Here is a 23,355-nt window from a genome sequence, read left to right as displayed (position 1 = left end):
CATGTGTTTAGGTATATTTAAAGTTTTTTAAGTAAGAAACAGGAGGAGAATCTGTAAATGAATATGACAACTAAGAGCCCTGCAAGTGGCAAAGTTGATACTTCTAATTTGAAACATACCCCCATTTTAATTGCGTTACTTTTAGGGGCAATGGTTGCATTATTAAATGAAACATTACTTGGTAATGCGTTAACGGTATTAATGAAAGAATTTGACGTAACAGCTTCAACGATTCAATGGCTTTCTACAGCTTACATGTTAGTAGTTGGTGTTTTAGTCCCAATTACAGCGTTACTTCAACAATGGCTCACAACGAGGCAAATGTTTTTAATCGCTATGGTAACGTTTTTAGCTGGTACATTAATTGCGGGATTTGCGCCGACATTTTCCGTTTTATTAGTCGGCCGTATCGTCCAAGCTGTAGCGACGGGATTAATTACACCGTTATTAATGAATACGATTTTAATTATTTGTCCGCCTGAAAAACGTGGTGCAACAATGGGATTAATCGCACTTGTAATGATGGCAGCTCCAGCAATTGGTCCTACATTATCCGGAGTAATCGTAGACTCACTAAATTGGCGCTGGTTATTCTACATTGTTATTCCGATCGTGATCATTTCCATTATGATTGGGATGAAGTACATTCAAAATGTTTCAGAGTTAACAAGACCAAAAGTAGATTACCTATCAATCCTTTTATCGACACTCGGATTTGGCGGACTTGTGTATAGCTTTAGTGCATCAGGTGATTTAGGATGGTCTGATACGAAAGTGTATGGCGCTTTACTTGTTGGATTTATCTCATTATGTATTTTTGTCGTCCGACAATTAAAAATTGAGAATCCAATTTTAGAATTACGCGCATTTAAAGTCCCGATGTTTACATTATCAGTTGGATTAATCGTCATTGTGATGATGTCATTATTTTCAACGATGACTTTATTACCGATGTTTCTGCAAACTGTTTTACTCGTTACAGCTTTTAAATCAGGAATTATCATGCTTCCGGGAAGTATTATTAGCGCTATAATGGGACCGATTGCAGGTAAACTATTTGATAAATTTAGTCCGAAAGTTATTATCGTTCCCGGCATTGTGTTAGTAGGGATTGCAATGTTCTTATTTAAAGGCATTACTCCTGATACATCAATGTTACAAATTATTATTATGCATAGCGTATTAATGGTTGGACTTATGTTTGTCATGACAGCACAAACATACGGTTTAAATCAATTAACACCAGATTTATATCCGCACGGAACAGCATTGTTTAGTACACTGCAACAAGTATCTGGCGCAATTGGTACAGCTATATTCATATCGAAAATGTCTTCAGGAACAACTAGCTATATGGAAAGCTCCGCAAATCCACTGGATCCAGTAGAGAAGTTAAACGGTTTAACGTCAGGATTCCAAGGTGCATTTACACTTGGGCTAGTCTTTATAATTGTTGCGTTTATCATATCGTTATTTTTAAAAGAAGAGAAAAAGGGAGTAAAGGCAGCGAGGGTTTTACAGAACGAACATTAAGGTTTATATAAAGAAGACATCTTTCCCTAAAAAAGATGTCTTTTTTATATTTTTTTCGTAACACTTGTTTTTGATGTCTTAATACATAAGAATTGGTATGTAAAATATTTGTATTTTTTGAACATGAATAATTATTGAGAATAACGATGCAAAGCCGTACTAATAACTAAAAGTCCAATAATGAGAGAAAGTGTTCTTATAATAAGTTCTGCCACTAATAGTTCACCAAATGATTTAGTGACATCGTATATAGATCCTGTTATGAGAATAGGTGCGATCATAATTATAATTCCAATTATTATTTGAAGAAGTAGATTGATGTTTTTATTCAAGACAATCACCTCCAAAAAAATAGGGAATGAGAATATGGTTTTTTTTGTATTATAAAATGATTATATCGTATTACATTAGACGATGAGAATATTTTAAAATAGTAGAAATTAGAGACTCTTCAATAAAAAGGAATTAAATATGGTATTCTTTAGTTAATGTATGTAAACGAAGACGGGGGAAGTGAAGATGGATAAGAAGCTAAAGTATTGGCTAGCATCTATTATAGGGGGAGTAGTACTTGCAACTGGTATGACTTATGGAATATTGCAGTTTGCTGAAGTCCCGCTTAAGAGTGAGGACCATGTTTTTGCAGAGGTTAATAAAGAAGACATACTATCGAATGAAGCAGAAGTGAAAGGTTCAAATGCACAACTTCACATTACAGTAACTTCTACTGAAGAAGAAGTTATTTCAGCTATGCATAGCATGACTTATCAAAAAGTAAAAGCGTGTGAAGGAAAGGGAGCAACCCCTATGTCCAAAAAGAATGCAGAGAAAGTAAGAAATATTCTAAACGGAAACAATTTCAAGAACAAAGAAGAGCTATTAGCAATTACTGAAAGATGGGCAAATAGAGATTTTAGTAAAATTGTAGAAGAACATAACTATTTTATTAAACTTCAAGGTGGCGTGATAGGTGAAGCTACAGTGATGGATAAGGTAGACGAGCAAGTATTTTGTCTCAATACTTTCGGTGATGATGTAACGGCCGCATTAATTAAATCAGGAGATCTTCAAGCGCTGTAAGGTGTTTTTTCTCTGATATAAAGAAAGCCTCAAGTATTCATATACTTGAGGCTTTTCCAATGGAAAGATAGGAATGATCCGAATTCCTTACATTAAGAACAAAGTGGAATTACTCCTAAACCAATTAATAAAGCTGCAGCAACTGCTGGAATTGGTACAGGAATTTGAATACCTTCTACAAATAAGAAATATTGACCACTTACTATTTTAAAACAAACTAATTGCATGGCTATTCCTCCCTTCTTTTAGGATTAATACATTATATTAATTTATCTATCTATTGATATAGTTAAATTATTTATTTTTAAAAATATAGTTAATATGTGAATAGTTTTCGAAAGGACCTGCTCAATCAATACGGAAAAACATAAGATGAAACGAATCCATTAAAATACATGAGTGAACCTTAGTTTTCCCCTCTTATCTAAAGGAGGAACTATTATGGGTTACGGTGGTAGTTGTGGCGGTTGTGGCTTTTCTGGAGGCTTTGCTTTATTAGTTGTGTTATTCATTTTATTAATCATCGTTGGAGCTTCTTGCTTCTGCTAAAAACTATTGGAAAAGACACTCATATAGAGTGTCTTTTCTTTCGTGCAAAATGATTCCTGACAATAGCCAACTGTATAAAGTATACGGTATACTTTTGCCTCATTAGACATATAAAAATGTTGGAGGGATGTTATGAAACTAGTAGGGAAGCACATTTATATTCGGCTTTACAAAACTGCTGATGCTAACGAGTTAGCTAACTTACATATTAGAAATCGCGAATTTTTTCAACGAGTTTGTCCATTTCTCCCAGAAGTTTTTTATACAGAAGAACATCAAAAAATACGTCTTGAACAAGCTCTAAAAAAGACAGCTGAAGGGCAAGTATACCCTTTTGGAATCTTTTTAAGAGAAAATGATAAGCTTATCGGAGACATTTCATTAACTCAAATTGTTAGGGGAGACCTCCAAAGCTGTTATATGGGATTTACTTTAGATAAGGAGCATAATGCAAAGGGCTATACAACAGAGGCTCTTCAACTTGTTGTAGATTTTGCTTTTAGGGAATTAAAGCTACATAGAATTGAAGCAGGAGCGATGCTTGATAATATAGCATCTATTCGTGTATTAGAAAAAGTGGGGTTTAAAAAAGAAGGTATAGCGAAAGAAAATATAAGGATTAATGGCGAATGGACAGATCATCAAATATTAGCTATTATCAATAGTTTGGATGTGTAAGCTTATTTTGATTCCAATAACGATAATTATGTAAATACGAAACCCCTTCAGCAAGTAAACTGAAGGGGTTTTTTCTAGATACATTGAATCCCGATAAGTGATGTTATGGTAACTAAGTCTTTGTAAGTATTATCACTATGGTATAATATGGTTAATTATGTTTGTAAAAAGGAGAAATGTTTAATGGGAGTTTTTACAGCATTGTTAGCAACTAGCTCAATTTTATTAGTAGCTTGGGTTGTAGGTGAAAGAGAAAAACAAAATCAATAATAATATTTTATATTTATGGATGAATTAATTATAAAATTAAGAGGGGTTTGGGTATGGGAGACGTATATGGGGGACTAAAATATTTTGGTTTTTTACTTGTATTAGTATTTAGTGTGGGATTTATTATACGTTGGATTTTTCGTGATGTAATTTCGTTAGATCAATTACTTGGTTTAGGTATAGGAATTATTACGTTAATAATGGCGTTTTTTATAAAGAAATACAGTAAAGAGCTAAATACTAATAGTTAATTTATGTTTTCTTTGGATGAGTATCTCGATAGTGAGGAGATACTCATCTTTTCTTATGAGGGATTCAACTTCTTTTTTTATAATACTTCGAATGTATACTTTTATTTTATATTTTGAGAGTATCAGAAGATTTGGTGTGAACTCAATGTTTAAGGTAATTTAAAAGTTTACTTTCAGGAATAACAAAAAAAGAGTCCTATATTAAGAGGACTTTTTTTCTATTTCCCTTATTTTTTTCCGCAACTGTTTGCCAAGTGAACATGCTCATTAAAAATGTTGTTGTTAATTTGTTTTTCATATTTCTTTAATTCTTCATTGATTTTACTGCCAGTTTTACTTTCAAAACTTTTCTCTAATTCTGCTGCTATATCTCTTAGACTTGTTTGTAATTCATGAAATGCCCCTATGTTTTTTTGAAGAGCATATGTATCTTCTTTTATAATATCTATTGATTTAAACCCTACTTCTGTTTTTAACATCATACGTTGCATTTCTCTTTCAATCTGTTTTTTAGCAGCTTGTAACTCCTCAACAACCTGATTCGCTAAATCTCCTGTAACACTTTCGATTTGCTTTTCTATCTTTTTAATTTCCCCCATAAAATCCATCATATAATTATCTCCTTATCTAAACTGAAAATTCCCCGCTAATTGATTATCTTTATCCCTAAGTGAATTTGCTGCATCACTAATTTCATCCCCAAATCTACTTAAACTTTTTTGTTCTTTTCTTAAAAGATGAATTAATTCTTCTGCTATGTGTACATCGTGAAAATAGTCATTTCCACCTTCTTTCGTTTTGGCAATTCGTGAGATGGCTTCATCTATTTCGTATGCTTCTAATAGATGATATTTCCCACCTGGCCCTGTTTCATATTTTAATTGACTCTTCAACTTTTTAACCGCTTCAGCTTCTCTTCTTTGAAACTCTTCTATATTTTTTGCGATATCTGATAATCGATTACTGAGCAATTGAATTTTTTGTGCTTGTCTTATAATATCTTCAGGCTCTAATTTTAATAGGGGACTTCCATTTGAATGAAATGTTCCTCTAAATGTATCTCTGCCGTGTCCTTCCATAGTTAAACGTGTAAAAAAATCTTCTTTTGTATCGTTCTGTCTCACTGTAAATTGCTTACCAATTAGAGGCGCACCGAATTGAGTATGGTTACCAATTGGATCATTCTCATGTGTATAATCCGTAGCTTTGTTTTCCATTTCCCCTCTATCTACTCGTTTTTTTGCTTCAGGACTTAGCAAACGATAAGGATTTGGTGCAGCCCATGTAGTTGCATAACAATCTAATTCTGCAGCGATAAGGTCCGCTTCTGCACCACCTTTACTATGTCCAGTAGTATGAAGAGAATAAGGGGTATATTTTGCTACGATGTCATTTTTTGCCCATTTTAATCCAGTATCAAATGATGTTGCAGAATCCGGTTTTATTGTTTGACTATTACTTGGAGTAATTACTTTAGAATGTGTTTTAATTCCAAACGTAATTTGATCGATATCTGTTTCGAAATCTGCTAATTGCGTAGGCTCTGTTCCACGAAATGCTAGGATTATCTCATCATAATGTGTTGCATTTTCATCATATTTGTCTGCTGGTACTACTGCGATAGCTTCTAATCCATTTTTTACTTTTTGACAATCTGCATCAATTGATTCTATAACTCTCCATTCTTTTCCGTTACTTCCTTTTATTTTTGCTCCTTTGTGTAAATAACTGTCTTCATAAACATGGTCTGATAGTTTAAAATAATCTTCATCTGTCGCAATTGGATTCTTTTTAAATTCACTCATATGTTTCAACTCATTTCATGGTATATTTTAACTATATTTAAATATAAGGGGATTTTTTATGAAGAAAAAATTGGTAATTATTTTATCCATTATTTGTATTATAGCAGGAGGGTATTTTACAATGGAATACTTAAAACAGAAAGAAAAAAAAGAAATTTTTTGGAAAGCACAAGAGGCAAGAGTAACAAAGTATATTCATTATAATGTTAAAAATGTAAAATCTATTACATTTACAAAACAAGATGTAAGTCCAATGGGTGTTCCTAAATTAAAAGGGTATATAAATAAAGATGAAAATTTATGGTTTGTAGCTCATATTAGTACGACAGAGAATTTTGAAGATGATTTTGGATGTTCTGGAGAACTATATGATAACTATGTTAAAAAACCTGAAAAATCAATATCCCAAATTGAAAGGGAAGAGAAGGAAAAGAAATAAGAATAGTCTCTGCACTACTCTTGTCTTCCCTATCCCATTTTAAGAAGAATGTAATGGTAAGTTTTTTATAAGGGGAATTTCTAATGAAGAAAGTAGTTATTTTGATTGTATCTGCTTTGGTGCTCATAGCAGGAGGATTTTTTTCTTTGGAATACTTAAAAGATAAAGAAATAGAAGAAAAGTTTTGGAAAGTACAAGAAGCACGTGTAGAAAAGTATATTCGTTATAATATTCAGGACGTAAAATCTATTACGTTTACAGAACGTGAAACTAGTCCTATGGGAATTCCTAGATTAAAAGGGTATATAAATAATAACCAACAATTAGATTTTGTAGCTCGTATTAGTACTACAGAAAATTTCGAAGATAAATTTGACTGTTCCGCGGAATTAGGAAAACTTATAAAAGCCCCTGAAAAATCCGTATCCGAAATTGAAAAGGAAGAAAAGAAAAAAATCCAAGAGTAGTCTTTACGATTACTCTTTTGTTTTCCTATAAAAAATAAACCAAAAGTTGGTTATTTGTAATATAGTAATAACCATTTAACTATCTATAAGATAATTTTTTTATTTTTGATAACCATATGACTATTAATTTCTTTATTTTAGTCTTATTCTTTTTCCAACCTTTATTATCTCTCATCCATCTTACGTTTTATGTATGCAGCGATTTCTATTCTCTTGTTTAGCTATAGCTATGTCTCTTACATTTGCAGAAACATGAATTATTCAACCGAAGATTTATAATCACTCTTTACATTTTTTAACCCTTCTATTACATTATTTATTCTTATCGATAAATCTTTTATTTCCTCTACTGTCAATTCACCTTCTGCCTCTTGAAGATTAAACATACTTAGCCTCTTTGTTATACCTTTAATACGCCCAACAAAGACCATATGATGATCGACTGCTATTTCTCCTATGGCAGTATCAACGATAACATCTTCAAACTTTCCTAAATTATCAAATTCATCCGCTAGTTTTGCTATAGCATATCGATACCCTCTCTCTTCATCTAATAACTCTTCGTACGCCTCCCGAATTGCATGAAATAATTCATTATACTCCCAATCTTTCATACATCCTCCCTCAAAAAAATCCCCACGCTTATGTGAAAATAATCTTTCAACACAAATATGAGGACTTCCTTATTTCATTACCATACTTTATACATTTTATTCGTTAGAATCTTCGTCTTTCAATTTATATACTCTATCTCTTTTCTCATCACTTTTGACAAAAATAAGCTTTTCTTCTTTAACAAACCCTTCTAATAGTAAGCATACTTGCCCATATGCTTTAGGCTTATTCGTTGTGAATCTTTCATCTGATATTTTACCAGCTCGTATTAATTGTTCGCATAACTCAAGTGCACTTATTTCTTCAGAATTAATTAATTCTAAAATATCCTTTTGTAGGGGCGATAAAGGTACGGGAATCTCAGCTACCTCCACCTTTTCTCGTTTGTTTTCTTCTTCAAATAAATCTTCGAATGAAATTTGATTCATACTTCTTTTCCTTTCTAACGATTGATTTGTATAACATGAACTGAATCCTATAGCGTATGTATTATTATGTTATCTTTTTTCATAAATCCCAAACTCATGTACATCGTTTCATATAGTATATTTTGATTATACCAAATATACGTTCTATTTTCTATTGTAGAATTCGTTATAATAGGAATGAAAGTAATTATGAACATTTTTCTCGTTGTTAGTTGTATCCCTTCTGTAAAAAAATAGAAATAGAATCTATAAATTTGTATAATAAAATAAAAAGAGTAAAATTTTATTATAGAAAGGTTCTGGTAATATGTTAGGTATTCATGTTGAAAAAACAAAAGATGAACTAATTATTTCATGGCAATTCTCTAAAATTCATATTCCATTATGTGAAATCACTGAGGTAACGGAAGATAATACATATGCTGGTGTTGAAGAAAAAAGCACAATCCGAATTGGAACAGCATATGGTACAACTGATCGTATTTTAATTAAGACAGTAAAACAAAATTATTTATTATTCACTACTAATAGAGTATCCATTTTAAATAAAATAAAAGCTTAATTGTTTTTCTTCCAATATTTAAACGTTAAACACTTTCATTCTATTATAGGAAACGCTACAAAAGGTTCGTTGATTACTCCTGCTCCTAATTCGGAAGCATATGGTGAAACTATATAACACAAACACCCTAGCTCTTCGCTAGGGTATTCTTAGTTTTATCTATAATACAGTAGTTCTACAATTCTTATTTATTTTTATGAACTCCTTGTAATTGACTAAGAACCTCATTGGCAGTCTTCTCAAATCTTTTAGGGTTATCAGCAATAATTTCATTAAGTAAATTAATTATCGTTAGTTGTATATCATGATTCATTCCTACAAGTACTTTAGCATACTCACTTCTATATAAATCATTATTTAAAATTCTTATGTTTAGTAGCATTGCCCACTCTTTTGCACTCTCAACCATTTTTGGTAAAGCTTTAGGCATCTCCGTTAAATATTTTCCGAAGCTCCCCTAGCTAGTTTTAACCATTTTATTTATCTAGATTGATATTTTAACGGAGTATATCAAGGCTATTTGCAGATTCAAATTCAGCTAAATTTTCATATTCTTACACGCAAACTTTAGAGTTATTTTATATAAATTTATTAAATAACCTCTTTACAAATCTATCTTTTGCTATTAATTCAAATAGGTTGGTAATTGATTTAACCATTCGTCAAAATCATCCGCTTCCTTAGTTACACCATGTTCTTCATGAAAATAAAAGTAAACTCCCGTTCTCTGCCCCTCTTTTGAATGAAGGCAAAAGTAATCCCCATTACCTATACTATAAAAAGGGATTAGTTCTTTTTTCCAAAAACCTTCTTTCATTTCATAATTATAAATAAATTCAATAGTATCATTTCCATTCGTTCTACCACTAGAAACATTTAAAATATCTCCTGGAAATACATATTCAGACATTAGTTCAATAAAGCATTTAAATTCTTTAGGAAATTGACATCCGAATTTTGTCTCCAGTTCCCTCCAATCATTATCTGAAGGAGAATCTAAATCCTCTAATTCTTTATCTAACATACTGTCTAATAAGTTTGCAATTTCATCTTTTCCCACAAACTATCCCCCCTTATACTAGAAAAAAGGCTGCATTCTATTTTATTTACAAGTATTCTCTCGATTAAAGTCAAATGATACTGAATATGTGTTCTTTTTCATAGTATCCCCTTATCACAATTTCTCTAAGATTGAATTTACTTTTTCTAAATATAAATCTGGGTCGTCCTCTCTTATCTCAAGAAGAATCCCTTTAATTATTTGCTTTGTTGAATTATTTATATTTTCTAAAACATTCATATACGATACGACTAAACCTTTTGAATGTAAAAGTGTCCGATGAATTCTTTCCGCCCAGAATTCTGCGTGAGGTAACATTTTAGGAATACTAATAGCTAATTTGTATAGCCCTTCCTCTCGCCCGGAATGTTCAGCAATATAAAAAATCGTTTCAATAAGGTAGTCACCCACTGATAGCTCAGCAATATCATCATCAAAAATTATACAAAGATCAGGAATTATATCATTTGTCCCTTTATTCGCTAATTCATTGAGAATACTCTCAAAAACTTCAATATCATCCCCTTCATTCTCTAGAAAACGCATTTTATATAAAGTTGATATTCCCTCATTAACATCCATTGACTTCTCCACCTTTTTATAACATCCTTATTATAATTTTCCACATATTTTCACATCATTATGTTCATAATACGTTCAATTAATCTATCATAATAAACCATTACTTTCTAATAACTGATACCAATCATCCTCTTTGCTTCCTACGGTTTCACTAATTCCTCCAAATTGAACAAACTTATTACCTAATTCACAATATCTTTTTCCTACATAATAATGTTGTAAGAAATTATTAAAATCACCATATGACTCAATAATAAAATTTTGATTAATTAAATCTCCATACAAACAAGAAACTTCTCCATTCACCTTATTAATAAACAATGGATATCTTTCAATTTTCCCTATACAAATCCACTTATCAGCACCACCTGGCATGTCCTCCGTATAAAATTGAATACTTTCGCGTTTTAGATGACCATATATAGTAATTACTCCACCGTTCAACATTTCATATTTTTTTATAACAAAATTATAATCTTTCAAAGGGCCTTCTTCTAATTTTTCATCCGTTTTTTCTACCTCTATAATTTCACCAATAAGCAAACAAAATGGATCATTACCTAAAATATCCTTAACTAATTCTATTTTTTCTAATACTGATTTCTCCATTTTCTACTCCCACTCATTATCTATTTCACTAAGATATAACTATTACTGTACCCCTTTTAAAGGTTATTATTTTTCACTTCCTCAAACCACTCATCAGCAATATGGCTAGCTGTTTTAACTTCATCATTCGTATATACTAAATCATACTTATATTGAGCTTTAAACTTGCCACTATGAACATCATATATTAATTTCATCTCAGTTGGCATGTCACGCTCACACCCTTTGCATAATTCTTCAATTTTCTCAATATCTTCACATATACTGCGCAATACTATAGACTGTCTTTTGATAGACACATCATATCTTCCGTCTCCATCTTCCAATGCATCATTTACTTTATGACATTCTACATATTTATTGTTAATGCAATAAAAGAAACTTCCCGAAATAATGCCTTCCTCACGCGAAGCATAAACGTACACTTTATCCGCCCTATCTTCAACATATTCCATACATATAGATATCATATCAGCTTGCAATTCACTAAACCTTTCCTCAAATTCTTTCATATTACTTTTTCACTCCTTAGATTAAAATTCAAATAGCAACGTCTTGATACCCCACTTCAATTACTTTTTCATTTAGTAAATGTATTCCTAATCCATTCTCTGTATCCCACGTACAATCGAAAGTTATCCCAATATCTCGTTCTTCATGAATATCTCCATATGGGACTACAATTCCAACTAAAGTGATCCTCTTAAGTAATTGATCAATTGTTTCGATATGCGGATAATTTTCATTAAATCCAATATCATATCCTAATTGTTGACGCTCTTGCTTGTAATAGTCTAAAATCGCTTGTAAAAAACTTTGCTGCAATTGTTCCCAATTTTGCAATAATGAATTATAAGCAGTATATTGTCCTTCATCAAACTTACCGTCTTCTTCACCTTTTACTATCAATGCTATTTCAACTTCTTTTCCACAAAATTCAACGTTAATGTCCTTAACCCATCCATATGTATACTCAATCTCACCAAAAACTGCATCATTTATAATCATTTTTAACCCTCCCTATTTACTCCCTTGGATCCATATAGATTTCTCTATTCGTATAAAAGTTACCCTCTAATATTAACTGTTTTTTCCAGTCGTTTCTATACTCAGTATAGTACTATCAATTGCTAATTTTTCAATGAGTTTTTTCGCCTTCCCGTATGGAAATCTCTCTACTAATATATAAGGAAGATTTTTTGAACCCTTTAGCAAATCAATTGCGGAAATCTCAAGCTCTAATACGTTCTTTATTCTTATTAAATCTTTCAAATCTTCACTAGGAGTTTTCACTAACACTATATTACAAATATCAAATGACTTATGTATTGTTTTCTGTTCTATTTCACCTACACAACCACTATTCACCCATTTTTTAAAATCAGCGGTAATTACAGTAGCATGGCTTGGATTCATATCCCCAGAATCAATTACTACCACCTCTTTTTCCTCTGCATGTTGAGCCATTAAAAATACATTCCCCCCACCATCATCACCAATTGAGACATATCCCCTCGCATACTCATCTACTTCCCAAACCTCGTTCCTTTCTGCAATATGCTCCGTTCCATAAATAATTAACCCACCACCAATTGAAAAGCCATTTGTACATCTCAATAATTCTTTATATACATTAGGTAATGTAACATTCATACGATTTTCTACTGCTTGAATTTCAATATCACTCGCTGCTGACTTTTCTATCAAATCTGGAATATTAAATAAATTAATCATTTAATACCCCCTCCTAAACTATCAAGATATTTATACGTATCGATTACTCCCTGTCATCTCTCTATAATCATTTCACTATAGATTTCATTAAATTTATAAAGTATATCAGTATGTAAGCCTTGATTTTTCATTTGGTAAGTAAACAATCATTTTCCCTTCGGGGTACTCACCTTTCCATCCACAGGGCCATCCTACCATTTTATACACCTTAAATACCTTTTCATAAAAATTATCTACTTTTCCATTTACTAAACGATTTAGTGCACACATCTCAAGGTCTCTTTCTACTTCTTCAAGAATGTTTATATGATCAATAGAAATAAATTCCTGATTATAATTATAGTGATCAGAAAAAACTTCATATAACATATCTTTTTTTGATTCCATATTAGGGTTATAAGTTCCTTCTAATAATTTTGCACTTTCATCCGATTTCATATCATCCCAAACGATTTGAGTAACGTACAAATCTTGAGACCAAGCCAATTCCTGTGCTTTATCAAAATCATGAATCATTTCAATGTCATGTAATAATTCATGTAACTTTATATCATCCCTATCAAATAAGCTTCTTTTTTGTATATACTCGATAACTTCCTCAACTAACTTAGTATTTTCACCATACTTCATCCCTGTAGCCACCTTTCGCGTCCGTCGTCCTTCGTTCCCATTCTCCATACTGTATTCACTTATGGATATTCTTTTGAATTTCATTGATTTTTTATAAGTATCTTTACTCATGCAGAGCTGCCTCGAAACCCCAATGCCCTAAAGTCTAATCAAAAACAACTCTTAATCCTAGGTTTTACGATAAATAAAAAGAATCTATTTTGAAAAAAGATTGATCAAAATGGATTCTTCTCCAGCAAATTTTTGTTTCGGCTTTATAAAAATTCGAGCATTTTCTGCCTGTATCGCTCCATCATCGTGCCTGGTTATTCTCTCTAAAGTGAAGAGGCACTATTAAACTTTCTTAATATACTCATACACTTCTTTAGTTTTTATATTAAGCATGTGGGCAATTTCCGTTATTTTCTTTCCTTCTTCCTTCATCTTTTTTACTTTTTTTTCCATTGTTTGCTCGTATTCTTCTGCAATATCAAATAACGGACTTAATAAAGAGTGCCATATTTCAAAATCAGTAAATTTATTTCTTTTCAAAAACTCATTTAACAATATATCCAATTCTTTAGTTAGTATCATTCTTTTACCGTCTAACACTTGTTTCTCATTTAGAAAATCACCTATATCTTTCATAAAATTAATAAATGATTCCATGGAATCTACAAGAAAATCGCCACCACTCCAACTATCCATGCCGTGCATGAGTGAAGATATAGGGTATCCTTCCTCACTTAAGTCAATAATAATTGGATCTCCACACATAGTTTCATATGCAATAACAATCCAATTTGCATCCCAAGTATCTTCCTCATCGGTTACAAGGGAGTTTCCATCGGTGTCAATGCTGTATCCTACTTGAAATTCATCTAATTGCTCAAAAGAACATACATCAAAATTTACATACTCTCTAATTTTTTATATTCTAAGTTAATAAGTTCTAAATTTCTCTTTATCTCTACTTTTTGATGATAAGAATTAAATTGTATCATTGTCATTTTTACTACACCCCTATTCATCCTTTATATGTATTCTTTTGTATCTGGTTGTTTACTAACAAACTAAGCTAAAAATATTAATAATAGATATTGTTATTTTTTCTTTACCTCATATGAAGATTCTGTATATACAGTCAAAATAAAGTAATTTATATCCGAATATGTATTTGCAGGACTACTATGCCGAGGGTTTAAATAAATTGTTTATAAGATCTGTGAAACTCTTTGCCATCAGTATAATATATTCTTCTCTTAACTCATTATCTTCTTCAAAATAATCTAAATCACAGAAATACACATAACCTGCATCTTCCCCCGCAATTGACAAACATATTAGACTATCAGCTGGGTCAATTCCTATCGGAACTAAATAATTTGGCACTACCTTCCCTCTATTATATAAAAAGTACATCTTTTCAAGATTATTTTCTGCTTCTTGAGAAAGCGGAAAAAATAGCATAATTGATGAAGTAATGGTAGCCCCCTTACTATTATAAATAGTAAATCTTCTACGCTCTGTCTTTCCACCATTGTTTAGTAACAAAAAGTCTTTATATTCTTCTGGAAGTACAACATTATATTTCATTTCAAACTCTTTAATATTTTGTTTATTTGTAGATTCAAAGACATATTCAAATTTAATATCCATATGTCTCCTCCTTTAATATTTCATCTTCCTAACTTAGAAACTCCCGATATCATTTTAAAATCCTTCAATTTAGTCGATTGGAGATTATTTCATTAACTCTTTAAAAAAATCAAATACTCTCCATCCTCTGTACTAAAACATCTACCTCTAGATTTCTTATTAGCTATCTCTAAATACTCTCTAGCTTTAGAGATATCTCCTACTTCATAAGCCACCTTGCCAGCCCAAAATTCTCGTTCGCCTGTATCTCCTCTTTCAGGATCTGCGACAAATATTTTATCAACCCATTTTTTCATCCGTTCAACATCACTTAATAAAATCGAGATATCTAAAATACCCCATATTATTAAAAAACTTTCATCATAAGTTATTTTATCATTTGGAAGCTCTCCCCATGCTTGCTCCAATAAAAAAACAGACTCTTCTAAATTCCCTTTATCAAACTCTTCATTACTCTTATCCATTAATTTTTGTATATAGATACCTTTTTCACCTGTTACATAAGCCATTACTATCTACCTCCAAAATTACCTATGTAAAAAAGTATCTTTTGTCGTTTGAAAAGAAAGGCTTTTCTTTACTTCAAAAAATACTTTAATACATTTAATCCGGTGTAATATATATACGTGGTTATTACATTAAACTTCTAATCTTCATAAATTACCGATCCCATATACTTCAGGTTTCCACCATCCAGTTTTGCTTCTTCAACAAGTTCTTCATACTCAAAATCATATAACCTAATGACAGTATTGTATTGTTCCTCTAAATTTTCACCATAAAAGTCTATCAGTTCACTTATAATTGATTCAGAATACGAAGCATTCTGAAGTAATTCAGACAAAGAAGATGTAACATGTTCATTATATGTACATTCTAATAACTCTTGGTTATACTCAATGAAATCTATTTGAAAACCAGTCATAAAACGCGAAGGGATTCTGTTCCCCTCATTATCATATTTTATTTCTACATACTTTCTTAACACCATTTTGCTAGTACAACTTCCAAACCAAAGAGAAACAGCTCCTGGACTTTCCATATTAATCCTCCTTTCCAATTTTTCTATGTTCTAATGGTAATAAATCAGGCATACTGTTTCAGATATAATGTAATCAGCTTCTTAAATTCTTTTTACGCAGCTAAACCTTTAACTTTTTAAAACTTTCAGATACTTAGTATTCTTCGGATTCCCAAAGCATCTACCTTCTGATTTTTTATTGGCAATACTAAAAAATTCTTTTGCGGTTTCTAAATCACCTAATTCAAAAGAAACTTTTCCTGCAATAAATTCCTTATCACCAGAATCTATACGTGCAAATCCAGTTAAAAATATTTTATCTGCCCACTCCTTTGCTTTTTTTAAATCATTTACCATAAAACAAGTGGAGATAATATCCTTAACTAAATGGTAACTCTCTTCACAATAAATACCTTTAGGGTCAGGGATTATATCCCATGCCTCTTTTAATAACACAATAGAGTCATTATAGTTACCATTATTGAATTCTTCATTGCTTTTTCCAAAAGACTTTCGAATTCTTCTTTTATATGTGATTGTAAAATAGCCATATTTACCCTCCTCAAATCATATCCTTAATCAATTCAAAATACTTATCATCCTCATTAAAAAAGAGTTTATAGCCTTCTAAAATATATGCTCTTAGCAAATACTCTCTAGCTTTATCAAGCTCCCCGCACTCGAATAAACTCTCTCCAAGTCTCAGTAAAATAAATGGATTTGAAATACCATCCGGACAGTTTCGTGCATTATATAAATTACTTTTCGCTTTCTCATACTCACGATTTAAAAAATAAGTATCTCCTAATGCTGTATAAATCCATGTACTTGTTTCCCAATCGGTCTTCGGTAACGGAACCAAATCCAGAGCAGCGATATAGCTCTCTATTGCTTTATCATCTTTTCCTTTTTCAACAAAAGCATCTCCTTCGTTACATAACCTCACAATTTGGTCATACACTTGATCGTTGAGTTCCAATATAAATCCTCCCAATAATTATTTATTTGGTGGCAAGTAATTTTCATTTAACTTTGTACCTGCGAATCGATTTAAACTATCATGGTCTAATACATAATTATTGGAGTCTAACATCCATTCTCTAACCTCTGGGGACTCCGCTCCATAATATCTACCTGTATGTACTATTCCACCATGAAACTGAATCAGTTAAATGAGCCAGATCTGCTTGATCTAGAGGATACCATTTATTATCACTTGCCATAAATTCTAGTTCACCATCACTTTTTGTACGGATTTTTGATGAAATTGAATTTTCCATTCTTTCTATTTACTTCTCTACCCATATTGTAGCCATTCCCAGGCGTATTCCTCATTAGGTCGATGCCATTTTCCATTTGCATCTTAATAATAGTCTTTAAGTACATTACTCGTACCCTATGGAGCACACTCATGAAAGTTTACTAAACATGGTAATTTTATAATTTAAACCTTATCACCAAGATGTTTGTCGTTCTCGTGGACAAATACTATAATAAAAACACCTTTACCTAGTTACGCTTCAAAGCCAATTACAATCCATTCATCTACATAACCCCAAAAATCGATATTATATTTAGGCTTTAATTTTGCAGACCAGAAGGTAGCAGTGTTATCAATACAATTATTGTAATCTATAGCTACGTAACTCCCCATACCATTAGTGAAAAAGCCAAACGATGAATCTAGGTTGATTTTTATAGGCTCTTCTAAATCATCAATAATACTCCATTCAATATCCTCGTCCCCAAGATATGTTACTAATTCAAGTGGAACTAAGCCCATTGATTCACTCGCATAGTAATAAAATCCATCATGAACATTTTCATAAAAGCTTCGAATTGAAGCAGGTATTTTATCCCATGCATCCTCTAATTCTATGTTTTTTTGTCCCTTTTGAGGATTACACCCTTCGTAATATAATATGTCTCCTTTGGAATTTCTTATTGTGTATAAAATCGAATAAGCTCCTTCTACATCCAGAATTTCAACATTTGTTAGATGTTTATTTAGATAAGAGATCGTATTCCGTAATTCAGTCCCTACATTTCTCCCCCATATGTTCAGAAGTAAATCAATTCGCCCTTTAATATCGTCATTATAAAACAGTTCTCTCCATTCAATTGGTATCTCATTATCACCCAGTCTACTAATTTCATCGATTGTTAATATTCGAACATTTTTATTGTACCTTTTTAAATAAGTAAGTTTTTGATCCATCTCCCATTTTTCATTGTTTATTAAAGTCGTTAATCTGTTTTTGTATCTTTCTTTCAAGTTCTTTTCCTTTAACCAGCATTTATTTGAGCTAACCGATCCTGCTTTATTTAGATTTTTATACGTTCCTATGTCACCTTCTCTTGGTAACAGTTTTTTGAAGCTACTTCTTTTACAATACTACCTGTTCCCTTAACAACACACCTTTCCAAGTTCGAGGTTCTACTCTGCATACTGAATACCCTCCTTACAGGCCACAAGAACTTCCTTTTACAATTTCATTAATTCATACTTCTACCCCTTTAATGAAAGAAGGTTTATTATCGAAATATTTCGCTAGTTTATTTTTAATTATATAATACTACCAATATATGTTAGCCTTAATTCTTAAAAATAATTAAATTTATAAAATGCCTATGTATAAAAAAAGCACTTGTTGCCTTTCGTAGACAATCAAGTGCTTTAAATTTATATGTTTTTAAGTAGTATTTAATTTATAAGTTTTTTAGTAACAGTTCGACAGCCTTTACATGTTGTGACAAATACTAGGTAAAACTTACAAGTTTATATAAATGTATTCTACTTGTATTTATTGCTTAATAAATATAGAATACACTATTTTATCCTTCCATTAACTTCTTCCTCATTTTATGTGTTTCTAAATCTGCTAATCTAACAGGAATAGGTAAACGACTTTCATTATTAATACAGTTCATAACAATTTCAGTACTTGTATCTAAATCAATCCAGTTCCCACAAGAAACAAAAATAGGTTTAACATTTTTGGTCGTTCTTAAAGTTCGACCATAGACTTCATTATTTATTACAATATCAGTGTAAGATCCTTTTAGATTCTCTGGCATAATAAAATCTACATCTCGAATTTTAAGATAACTTTTTGCTACACCAATGGTTGGTTTATTTAGAAGAAAGGAAGCATGAGTAGCAATACCCATGTGACGATAATGTAAATATCCATTACCATCAAAAATATATATATCTGGTTGCTTTGTTAGCTTTTTAACTGCCACTATTATTAAAGGTAACTCTCTAAATGCAAGGAAACCTGGAATATAAGGGATTGGTATTTCTCCATAACTGTATACTTTTTCGACAACTTCCTTTGTACCATAATCAATGATTACAATACAACATGTACCATACTTAGTTTTATTCACATCCCAATAAGCCAAATCTACCCCTGCGATAAATTGTATCTCTTCTATTTGAAAATTATTTTCTAATTTAATTCTAGGTGATAATTCACTTTGGATTTTTGAAAACTCTTGTATTAATTTCTTTTCATCAAAATTATTCATTATCATCACAATCAGATAATCGGGTAATTAGTCCTAATTCCTCTTTTGTTGGAGCAACTTTTTGCCTAATTATATTCCCTTGTTTATCCCATTCAGTATATTTTAAACAAACGCCAAACTTAAACGTTCCTTCATATTTGAGTTCTTCGCTTTCATACCAAATTTTTCTTATACCTCTTGTTTGTCCTTTTATCATGTAATCTATAGATTTAAGTTTCCCATTATGGTGAAATTTAACATAATTACCTTCTTTAAAACCATTCTTATAATAACAGTAATACGCTAGATTCCCATTTTCATATAACTCATAAGCTAATCCAGTAAAAGGTTTTCCATCTTCATCTTCTGGGTTATCCAGCACTTCATCGCTGTAAGAGGTAAACCATAGTTCCTCATCAAAATCTATACCCTGTTCTAATACATATTCTTTACTTAATACACCCATCTTATTTTCCAATTTTTCTCACCTCTGAACTAAATTCAAATCCTTCAGTAATAAAATTACAATGTGGACAGGTTGGCATCATCATACCAGCCGGTTTCAATTTCTTACCAGATCTTACGACGTGGGTAATAAAATCTGTTGGCTGTGCGTTGGGATTCGCAAGTAATGCCATGCCTGATTCAAGGAGTATACCTCTGCGTGGGAACCTGCTCCATACGTAAATTTATAACCATCTCTAACACTACTAGGCATGTTCTCTATCCGATTCCTAATAATTGGGTGCAATGTAACTGGAATATCACCGTCAGTATTGTTAATTCCAAAATAATATTTTCCAGTATTTTTATCAAATGTTCCTGCAACCGCTGAACCCATTTCGTTTTTGGTTAGCCCTAATGTATTTAATCTTTCAACCTCTTTTTCTACAGCACCACGTCAATTAATTCTATGATTTAATTGACGTGGAGTAAATCGACCATATTTATTACGCAAGTATTCTATTCTACTTAATTTTTCACTACTATTAGAAACTTCACCCGTACCCTTAACCCCACCACTCTCCAAATTCGAGATCCTACTCTGAATACTCGCCTTTGAGGCATCATGGGCTTCTTGGAATTTCCCGCCATAGTTCGTTCCAGTTCTAGCGACACTTCCATCTGGCAGTATTTCTACACCTTTAACGAATGGGGTTACGGAGTCCACACCTTTTGCTAATGTATTTTCAATTATATAATACTAATAATTTATGTTAGCCTGAATTCATAAAAAATATTTTCTAAAAATTTATAGCATGTCTATCTATTAAAAAGGTACTCGTTGCCTTTCGTAGACAATCAAGTGCTTTAAATTCATCTGTTTTAAGTAGCATTAAATTTGTAAATTTTGTAGTAACAGTATTATGACACCTTTTTATATGGTAACAAGTAATACATTAATACTTACGAGGTCATTATTATTGTGTCCTTTCCATGTCTTTTCAATAAAATATCATCTCACCTAATTCTCACGCATTTCTTTCTAATACAGTTGTAAAAATAAAAAATTCAATAGCCACTACGTTCTCCTAACGTTGCCATTGAATTCCTTTACTAAGCATGTACCTTTGTCAGCGTCCAAGTAACCAACAAAATAGGCACATTTCTCAATTTATTTTTCTATCTCTATTATCACCCCTCCCAAACCCAAAACATTTTTATTATTTCGAATTCAGGAGGTGAAAAGTTTAAATGCATTTGTAGTATCACATGGTGTTATTAAAATTGTACGTGGCCAAAAATAGCACATTCTAGATGGTTATGCAATCTTGATATTAACTTATAAGAAAATCTTGATCGGATTCAAGGGTGAAGGCATACAATCCTTAGGTCTATCTATAATATTTGATACACCTTTCTTGAAAAGGAATTCTATCATCAAGCAACACCTCTTCTTGCAGGATTTTTGTTATATTCTCTATTTTCCCAATGAATAATGCATAAAAGTCGCCCGAATTTGGATATAAAAACAGACCATATCCCTTTGGTGACAGTATTTTGTTGGCCATCTTGATCTTATCGGGTAAAAATTCATAATTAAATGCTTCTAATCTCTCAAGTTCTTCTTGTGTTGCTAATTCAATTTGGTGGGCAAATTCGTAATCAAGAATAAAATTGACAATTTCTTGGTATTGCTCACCTTTATAGTCAATGTATAAAAACTGTTTCGTTGTCAATCCATATTTTAATAGGTCTTCATGTAAGTCATAACCTCCTTGTTCCTTCAAAAATGTTTCCAAATCCTTGCTATCAGGAAATATAATCTGCGCTATCCCTTGATCAGGCATCTTAGCTTCCTTCCTTTTATTGGAATAATTTTCCATGCTTGTTAGGAATATATTCCGGATAGTTTTCACGATAAAATTGATCAATCATCTGAAGTACGGGATCCCATTCAGGATATGACTCATGTTCCCCAAATACCATTCTAGCTTCTGGAGTATTCATCAGAAAATTATCGATTTGAGTAGGTACTGGCAACCCTAGTTGTTTCCTTACATGGATTAAAAATAATATTTCAAAAGGATAAAATCCGTATCTGAAATCACCAAATTCACCTAGCTGTCCGATTTCAGAAGCTAACGCAGAATGATACTGAGACATTATCGAAATTAGATGTTCTATTTCTTCTAAATCACCAGTCGACCAACGTTCCAGCACTTCATCATAAATATTCAGGTCTTCAGGAATTGAGCCGCATCGCAGTTCAGCTTCCTTAAACTTATTTTTCACAGCTAGATGCAATTTTTTATTCGTTCCCATGATGGTTTTATTTCTATACTGCAAGTACAGCTCTAGCAAAAACCAAATATGTCTATCCTCTTCATTAGCATCTATTAAATGTCCACCGAAGTGATGAACCATAAAATCATATAATATATTTTCTTCTTTCTCCCATCCATACATTGCAAAATGAACTAATGTGAGGACGACTTCTCTAAACGTATACCCCAAAATCATCTTTGGATATCTGATTTTATAAAGATCTTGTCCCATGCACTGGTAAAATAAGACTTTCTGCATGTTCTTTAATCCTTCTACATTGTTTCCACCGCTTATCAATACATCGTTTTTCCATAGTGACAAGTGATATGAGAAAATTTTGCTTAAATTTATTAGTAGGATGTGATCTTTCTCTGTTTCATTTTGCTTAACAATTTTCTCAATCTTTCTTCTACTGACATTATATTTATCTTTAACATCTTCAAATTTGATTCCATCCACAAAATTTTTGCTATATCTTTTAAAAGCCATTTCTAACTTTTTTTGATTCATAACTGCATCCCTCCTATGAATACATCTATTTTCTTCTTTAGCCTTTCCCCTTAGTTCACTCTCACCTTCAACGAACTCATATATTTCTATACAATTTGTATTATCTATTCATTCATATAACTTATCACCAGACACACTTTTCTGTTCACTCCAAACCTCGCATTTACACAGTGCATCTCTTTCAGTAAATTAAAGCAATAGAAACTATCATTAGTTTTTCTTCTTCTCTTATTTTTTCCCACAACTGTTTGCTAAGTGAACATGTTCATTAAAAATGTTGTTGTTAATTTGTTTTTCATATTTCTTTAATTCTTCATTGATTTTACTGCCAGTTTTACTTTCAAAACTTTTCTCTAATTCTGCTGCTATATCTCTTAGACTTGTTTGTAATTCATGAAATGCCCCTATGTTTTTTTGAAGAGCATATGTATCTTCTTTTATAATGTCTATTGATTTAAACCCTACTTCTGTTTTTAACATCATACGCTGCATTTCTCTTTCAATCTGTTTTTTAGCAGCTTGTAACTCCTCAACAACCTGATCCGCTAAATCTCCTGTAACACTTTCGATTTGCTTTTCTATCTTTTTAATTTCCCCCATAAAATCCATCAT

32 protein-coding genes and 4 pseudogenes are annotated in these 23,355 nt (G+C 31.7%); 8 read left to right on the top strand and 28 right to left on the bottom strand.

Translation table 11 applies throughout. From position 1 onward, the window contains the following. Positions 1-57 precede the first annotated feature (57 nt). A complete protein-coding gene (locus tag F3I02_RS30450) occupies positions 58-1,533 on the top strand; it encodes an MDR family MFS transporter (protein WP_136999596.1) in 1,476 nt (491 codons plus the stop codon). Positions 1,534-1,664: 131 nt separating this feature from the next. Here the strand turns inward: F3I02_RS30450 and F3I02_RS30445 are convergent, their stop codons facing one another. Next, entirely contained in the window at positions 1,665-1,865 is a 201-nt protein-coding gene (locus F3I02_RS30445) for a hypothetical protein (protein WP_001038824.1), read from the bottom strand. A 187-nt stretch (positions 1,866-2,052) separates the two neighbouring features. Between F3I02_RS30445 and F3I02_RS30440 the strand changes: the two genes are divergently transcribed. After that, positions 2,053-2,613 carry a PRK06770 family protein gene (locus F3I02_RS30440; protein ID WP_196478721.1) on the top strand — a complete coding sequence of 187 codons (561 nt, stop codon included), beginning with the start codon at positions 2,053-2,055 and terminating at the stop codon, positions 2,611-2,613. A gap of 92 nt (positions 2,614-2,705) precedes the next feature. On the opposite strand, the gene F3I02_RS34550 is transcribed toward F3I02_RS30440, so the two are convergent. After that, the gene (locus tag F3I02_RS34550) at positions 2,706-2,840 is read right to left on the bottom strand and encodes a hypothetical protein (RefSeq protein WP_001177693.1); all 135 of its coding nucleotides are present in this window, start codon (positions 2,838-2,840) and stop codon (positions 2,706-2,708) included. A 214-nt stretch (positions 2,841-3,054) separates the two neighbouring features. On the opposite strand from F3I02_RS34550, the gene F3I02_RS30435 reads away from it, so the two are divergent. The 3 genes from F3I02_RS30435 to F3I02_RS30425 all read left to right on the top strand — a co-directional run bounded on the left by F3I02_RS30435 (position 3,055) and on the right by F3I02_RS30425 (position 4,361). Next, positions 3,055-3,162: a YjcZ family sporulation protein gene (locus F3I02_RS30435; protein ID WP_000540375.1), complete on the top strand. Its 108-nt coding sequence runs from the start codon at positions 3,055-3,057 to the stop codon at positions 3,160-3,162. Between the two features lie 132 nt (positions 3,163-3,294). Beyond that, entirely contained in the window at positions 3,295-3,840 is a 546-nt protein-coding gene (locus F3I02_RS30430) for a GNAT family N-acetyltransferase (RefSeq protein ID WP_196478720.1), read from the top strand. A 323-nt stretch (positions 3,841-4,163) separates the two neighbouring features. Continuing rightward, positions 4,164-4,361, top strand: coding sequence for a hypothetical protein (locus F3I02_RS30425; RefSeq protein WP_000503141.1), 198 nt, complete (start codon positions 4,164-4,166; stop codon positions 4,359-4,361). A 227-nt stretch (positions 4,362-4,588) separates the two neighbouring features. On the opposite strand, the gene F3I02_RS30420 is transcribed toward F3I02_RS30425, so the two are convergent. Together F3I02_RS30420 and F3I02_RS30415 are read right to left on the bottom strand one after the other, a co-directional pair. Then, a complete protein-coding gene (locus F3I02_RS30420; protein ID WP_000968641.1) occupies positions 4,589-4,972 on the bottom strand; it encodes a hypothetical protein in 384 nt (127 codons plus the stop codon). A gap of 12 nt (positions 4,973-4,984) precedes the next feature. After that, on the bottom strand, positions 4,985-6,166 hold the full coding sequence (locus F3I02_RS30415; protein ID WP_016118270.1) for a lipase family protein: 1,182 nt from the start codon (positions 6,164-6,166) through the stop codon (positions 4,985-4,987). Positions 6,167-6,224: 58 nt separating this feature from the next. Between F3I02_RS30415 and F3I02_RS30410 the strand changes: the two genes are divergently transcribed. Together F3I02_RS30410 and F3I02_RS30405 are read left to right on the top strand one after the other, a co-directional pair. Further along, complete coding sequence (locus F3I02_RS30410) at positions 6,225-6,605, top strand: DUF1433 domain-containing protein (RefSeq protein WP_088070371.1); 381 nt, start codon at positions 6,225-6,227, stop codon at positions 6,603-6,605. A gap of 83 nt (positions 6,606-6,688) precedes the next feature. Further along, positions 6,689-7,072, top strand: coding sequence for a DUF1433 domain-containing protein (locus F3I02_RS30405; protein WP_098347186.1), 384 nt, complete (start codon positions 6,689-6,691; stop codon positions 7,070-7,072). A gap of 257 nt (positions 7,073-7,329) precedes the next feature. On the opposite strand, the gene F3I02_RS30400 is transcribed toward F3I02_RS30405, so the two are convergent. Together F3I02_RS30400 and F3I02_RS30395 are read right to left on the bottom strand one after the other, a co-directional pair. Then, positions 7,330-7,686, bottom strand: coding sequence for an Imm3 family immunity protein (locus tag F3I02_RS30400; RefSeq protein ID WP_098347185.1), 357 nt, complete (start codon positions 7,684-7,686; stop codon positions 7,330-7,332). Between the two features lie 96 nt (positions 7,687-7,782). Next, positions 7,783-8,115 (bottom strand): DUF3895 domain-containing protein, encoded by a 333-nt coding sequence (locus F3I02_RS30395; RefSeq protein WP_016087139.1) that lies wholly within the window; start codon positions 8,113-8,115, stop codon positions 7,783-7,785. A gap of 307 nt (positions 8,116-8,422) precedes the next feature. Here F3I02_RS30395 and F3I02_RS30390 point away from each other — a divergent pair, with 307 nt between their 5' ends. After that, positions 8,423-8,677 (top strand): SunI/YnzG family protein, encoded by a 255-nt coding sequence (locus tag F3I02_RS30390; protein WP_000900621.1) that lies wholly within the window; start codon positions 8,423-8,425, stop codon positions 8,675-8,677. A 184-nt stretch (positions 8,678-8,861) separates the two neighbouring features. Here F3I02_RS30390 and F3I02_RS30385 read toward each other — a convergent pair. From F3I02_RS30385 to F3I02_RS30280, 22 genes and pseudogenes are all read right to left on the bottom strand, one after another. Next, positions 8,862-9,125: pseudogene (locus tag F3I02_RS30385) on the bottom strand (Imm30 family immunity protein); the annotation flags it as partial. A gap of 177 nt (positions 9,126-9,302) precedes the next feature. Further along, positions 9,303-9,737, bottom strand: a complete 435-nt coding sequence (locus tag F3I02_RS30380; protein ID WP_196478719.1) for an SMI1/KNR4 family protein — start codon at positions 9,735-9,737, stop codon at positions 9,303-9,305. Between the two features lie 114 nt (positions 9,738-9,851). Beyond that, a complete protein-coding gene (locus tag F3I02_RS30375) occupies positions 9,852-10,319 on the bottom strand; it encodes an Imm30 family immunity protein (protein ID WP_196478718.1) in 468 nt (155 codons plus the stop codon). Between the two features lie 87 nt (positions 10,320-10,406). Beyond that, the gene (locus tag F3I02_RS30370; protein WP_196478717.1) at positions 10,407-10,928 is read right to left on the bottom strand and encodes a hypothetical protein; all 522 of its coding nucleotides are present in this window, start codon (positions 10,926-10,928) and stop codon (positions 10,407-10,409) included. Between the two features lie 56 nt (positions 10,929-10,984). Next, complete coding sequence (locus tag F3I02_RS30365; RefSeq protein ID WP_196478716.1) at positions 10,985-11,440, bottom strand: immunity protein YezG family protein; 456 nt, start codon at positions 11,438-11,440, stop codon at positions 10,985-10,987. A 28-nt stretch (positions 11,441-11,468) separates the two neighbouring features. Then, positions 11,469-11,936 carry a DUF2004 domain-containing protein gene (locus F3I02_RS30360; RefSeq protein WP_196478715.1) on the bottom strand — a complete coding sequence of 156 codons (468 nt, stop codon included), beginning with the start codon at positions 11,934-11,936 and terminating at the stop codon, positions 11,469-11,471. 72 nt (positions 11,937-12,008) lie between these two features. Then, positions 12,009-12,662 carry an SMI1/KNR4 family protein gene (locus tag F3I02_RS30355; RefSeq protein ID WP_196478714.1) on the bottom strand — a complete coding sequence of 218 codons (654 nt, stop codon included), beginning with the start codon at positions 12,660-12,662 and terminating at the stop codon, positions 12,009-12,011. A gap of 105 nt (positions 12,663-12,767) precedes the next feature. Further along, positions 12,768-13,403: a cytoplasmic protein gene (locus tag F3I02_RS30350; protein WP_374058664.1), complete on the bottom strand. Its 636-nt coding sequence runs from the start codon at positions 13,401-13,403 to the stop codon at positions 12,768-12,770. Between the two features lie 222 nt (positions 13,404-13,625). After that, positions 13,626-14,281, bottom strand: a pseudogene (locus F3I02_RS30345) (SMI1/KNR4 family protein). 178 nt (positions 14,282-14,459) lie between these two features. Further along, the gene (locus F3I02_RS30340; protein ID WP_048544664.1) at positions 14,460-14,930 is read right to left on the bottom strand and encodes an SMI1/KNR4 family protein; all 471 of its coding nucleotides are present in this window, start codon (positions 14,928-14,930) and stop codon (positions 14,460-14,462) included. A gap of 92 nt (positions 14,931-15,022) precedes the next feature. Then, the gene (locus F3I02_RS30335; protein ID WP_196478712.1) at positions 15,023-15,439 is read right to left on the bottom strand and encodes a hypothetical protein; all 417 of its coding nucleotides are present in this window, start codon (positions 15,437-15,439) and stop codon (positions 15,023-15,025) included. 137 nt (positions 15,440-15,576) lie between these two features. Continuing rightward, entirely contained in the window at positions 15,577-15,972 is a 396-nt protein-coding gene (locus F3I02_RS30330; RefSeq protein WP_196478711.1) for an immunity 22 family protein, read from the bottom strand. A gap of 108 nt (positions 15,973-16,080) precedes the next feature. Next, positions 16,081-16,502, bottom strand: a pseudogene (locus F3I02_RS30325) (hypothetical protein). A gap of 11 nt (positions 16,503-16,513) precedes the next feature. Next, entirely contained in the window at positions 16,514-16,930 is a 417-nt protein-coding gene (locus tag F3I02_RS30320; RefSeq protein ID WP_000422367.1) for a tetratricopeptide repeat protein, read from the bottom strand. Positions 16,931-17,464: 534 nt separating this feature from the next. Continuing rightward, on the bottom strand, positions 17,465-18,169 hold the full coding sequence (locus F3I02_RS30315; RefSeq protein WP_000372269.1) for a hypothetical protein: 705 nt from the start codon (positions 18,167-18,169) through the stop codon (positions 17,465-17,467). A gap of 617 nt (positions 18,170-18,786) precedes the next feature. Continuing rightward, positions 18,787-19,485, bottom strand: a complete 699-nt coding sequence (locus tag F3I02_RS30310) for an endonuclease V (protein WP_196478710.1) — start codon at positions 19,483-19,485, stop codon at positions 18,787-18,789. Next, complete coding sequence (locus tag F3I02_RS30305) at positions 19,478-19,930, bottom strand: toxin-antitoxin system YwqK family antitoxin (RefSeq protein WP_196478795.1); 453 nt, start codon at positions 19,928-19,930, stop codon at positions 19,478-19,480. The genes F3I02_RS30310 and F3I02_RS30305 overlap by 8 nt, the downstream gene beginning before the upstream one ends. A gap of 114 nt (positions 19,931-20,044) precedes the next feature. Beyond that, the gene (locus tag F3I02_RS34260) at positions 20,045-20,305 is read right to left on the bottom strand and encodes a YwqJ-related putative deaminase (protein ID WP_230876905.1); all 261 of its coding nucleotides are present in this window, start codon (positions 20,303-20,305) and stop codon (positions 20,045-20,047) included. Between the two features lie 147 nt (positions 20,306-20,452). Further along, positions 20,453-20,635: pseudogene (locus F3I02_RS34765) on the bottom strand (GH-E family nuclease); the annotation flags it as partial. A 664-nt stretch (positions 20,636-21,299) separates the two neighbouring features. Beyond that, a complete protein-coding gene (locus F3I02_RS30290; protein WP_001113306.1) occupies positions 21,300-21,755 on the bottom strand; it encodes a hypothetical protein in 456 nt (151 codons plus the stop codon). A 16-nt stretch (positions 21,756-21,771) separates the two neighbouring features. Beyond that, positions 21,772-22,743 carry a hypothetical protein gene (locus tag F3I02_RS30285; protein WP_196478709.1) on the bottom strand — a complete coding sequence of 324 codons (972 nt, stop codon included), beginning with the start codon at positions 22,741-22,743 and terminating at the stop codon, positions 21,772-21,774. Between the two features lie 228 nt (positions 22,744-22,971). After that, the gene (locus tag F3I02_RS30280; RefSeq protein WP_000968638.1) at positions 22,972-23,355 is read right to left on the bottom strand and encodes a hypothetical protein; all 384 of its coding nucleotides are present in this window, start codon (positions 23,353-23,355) and stop codon (positions 22,972-22,974) included.

This window comes from Bacillus sp. SRB3LM, assembly GCF_015712745.1.
In the GTDB taxonomy this organism is placed as follows: domain Bacteria; phylum Bacillota; class Bacilli; order Bacillales; family Bacillaceae_G; genus Bacillus_A; species Bacillus_A thuringiensis_K.
This window is presented reverse-complemented; position numbering and strand designations above follow the sequence as displayed.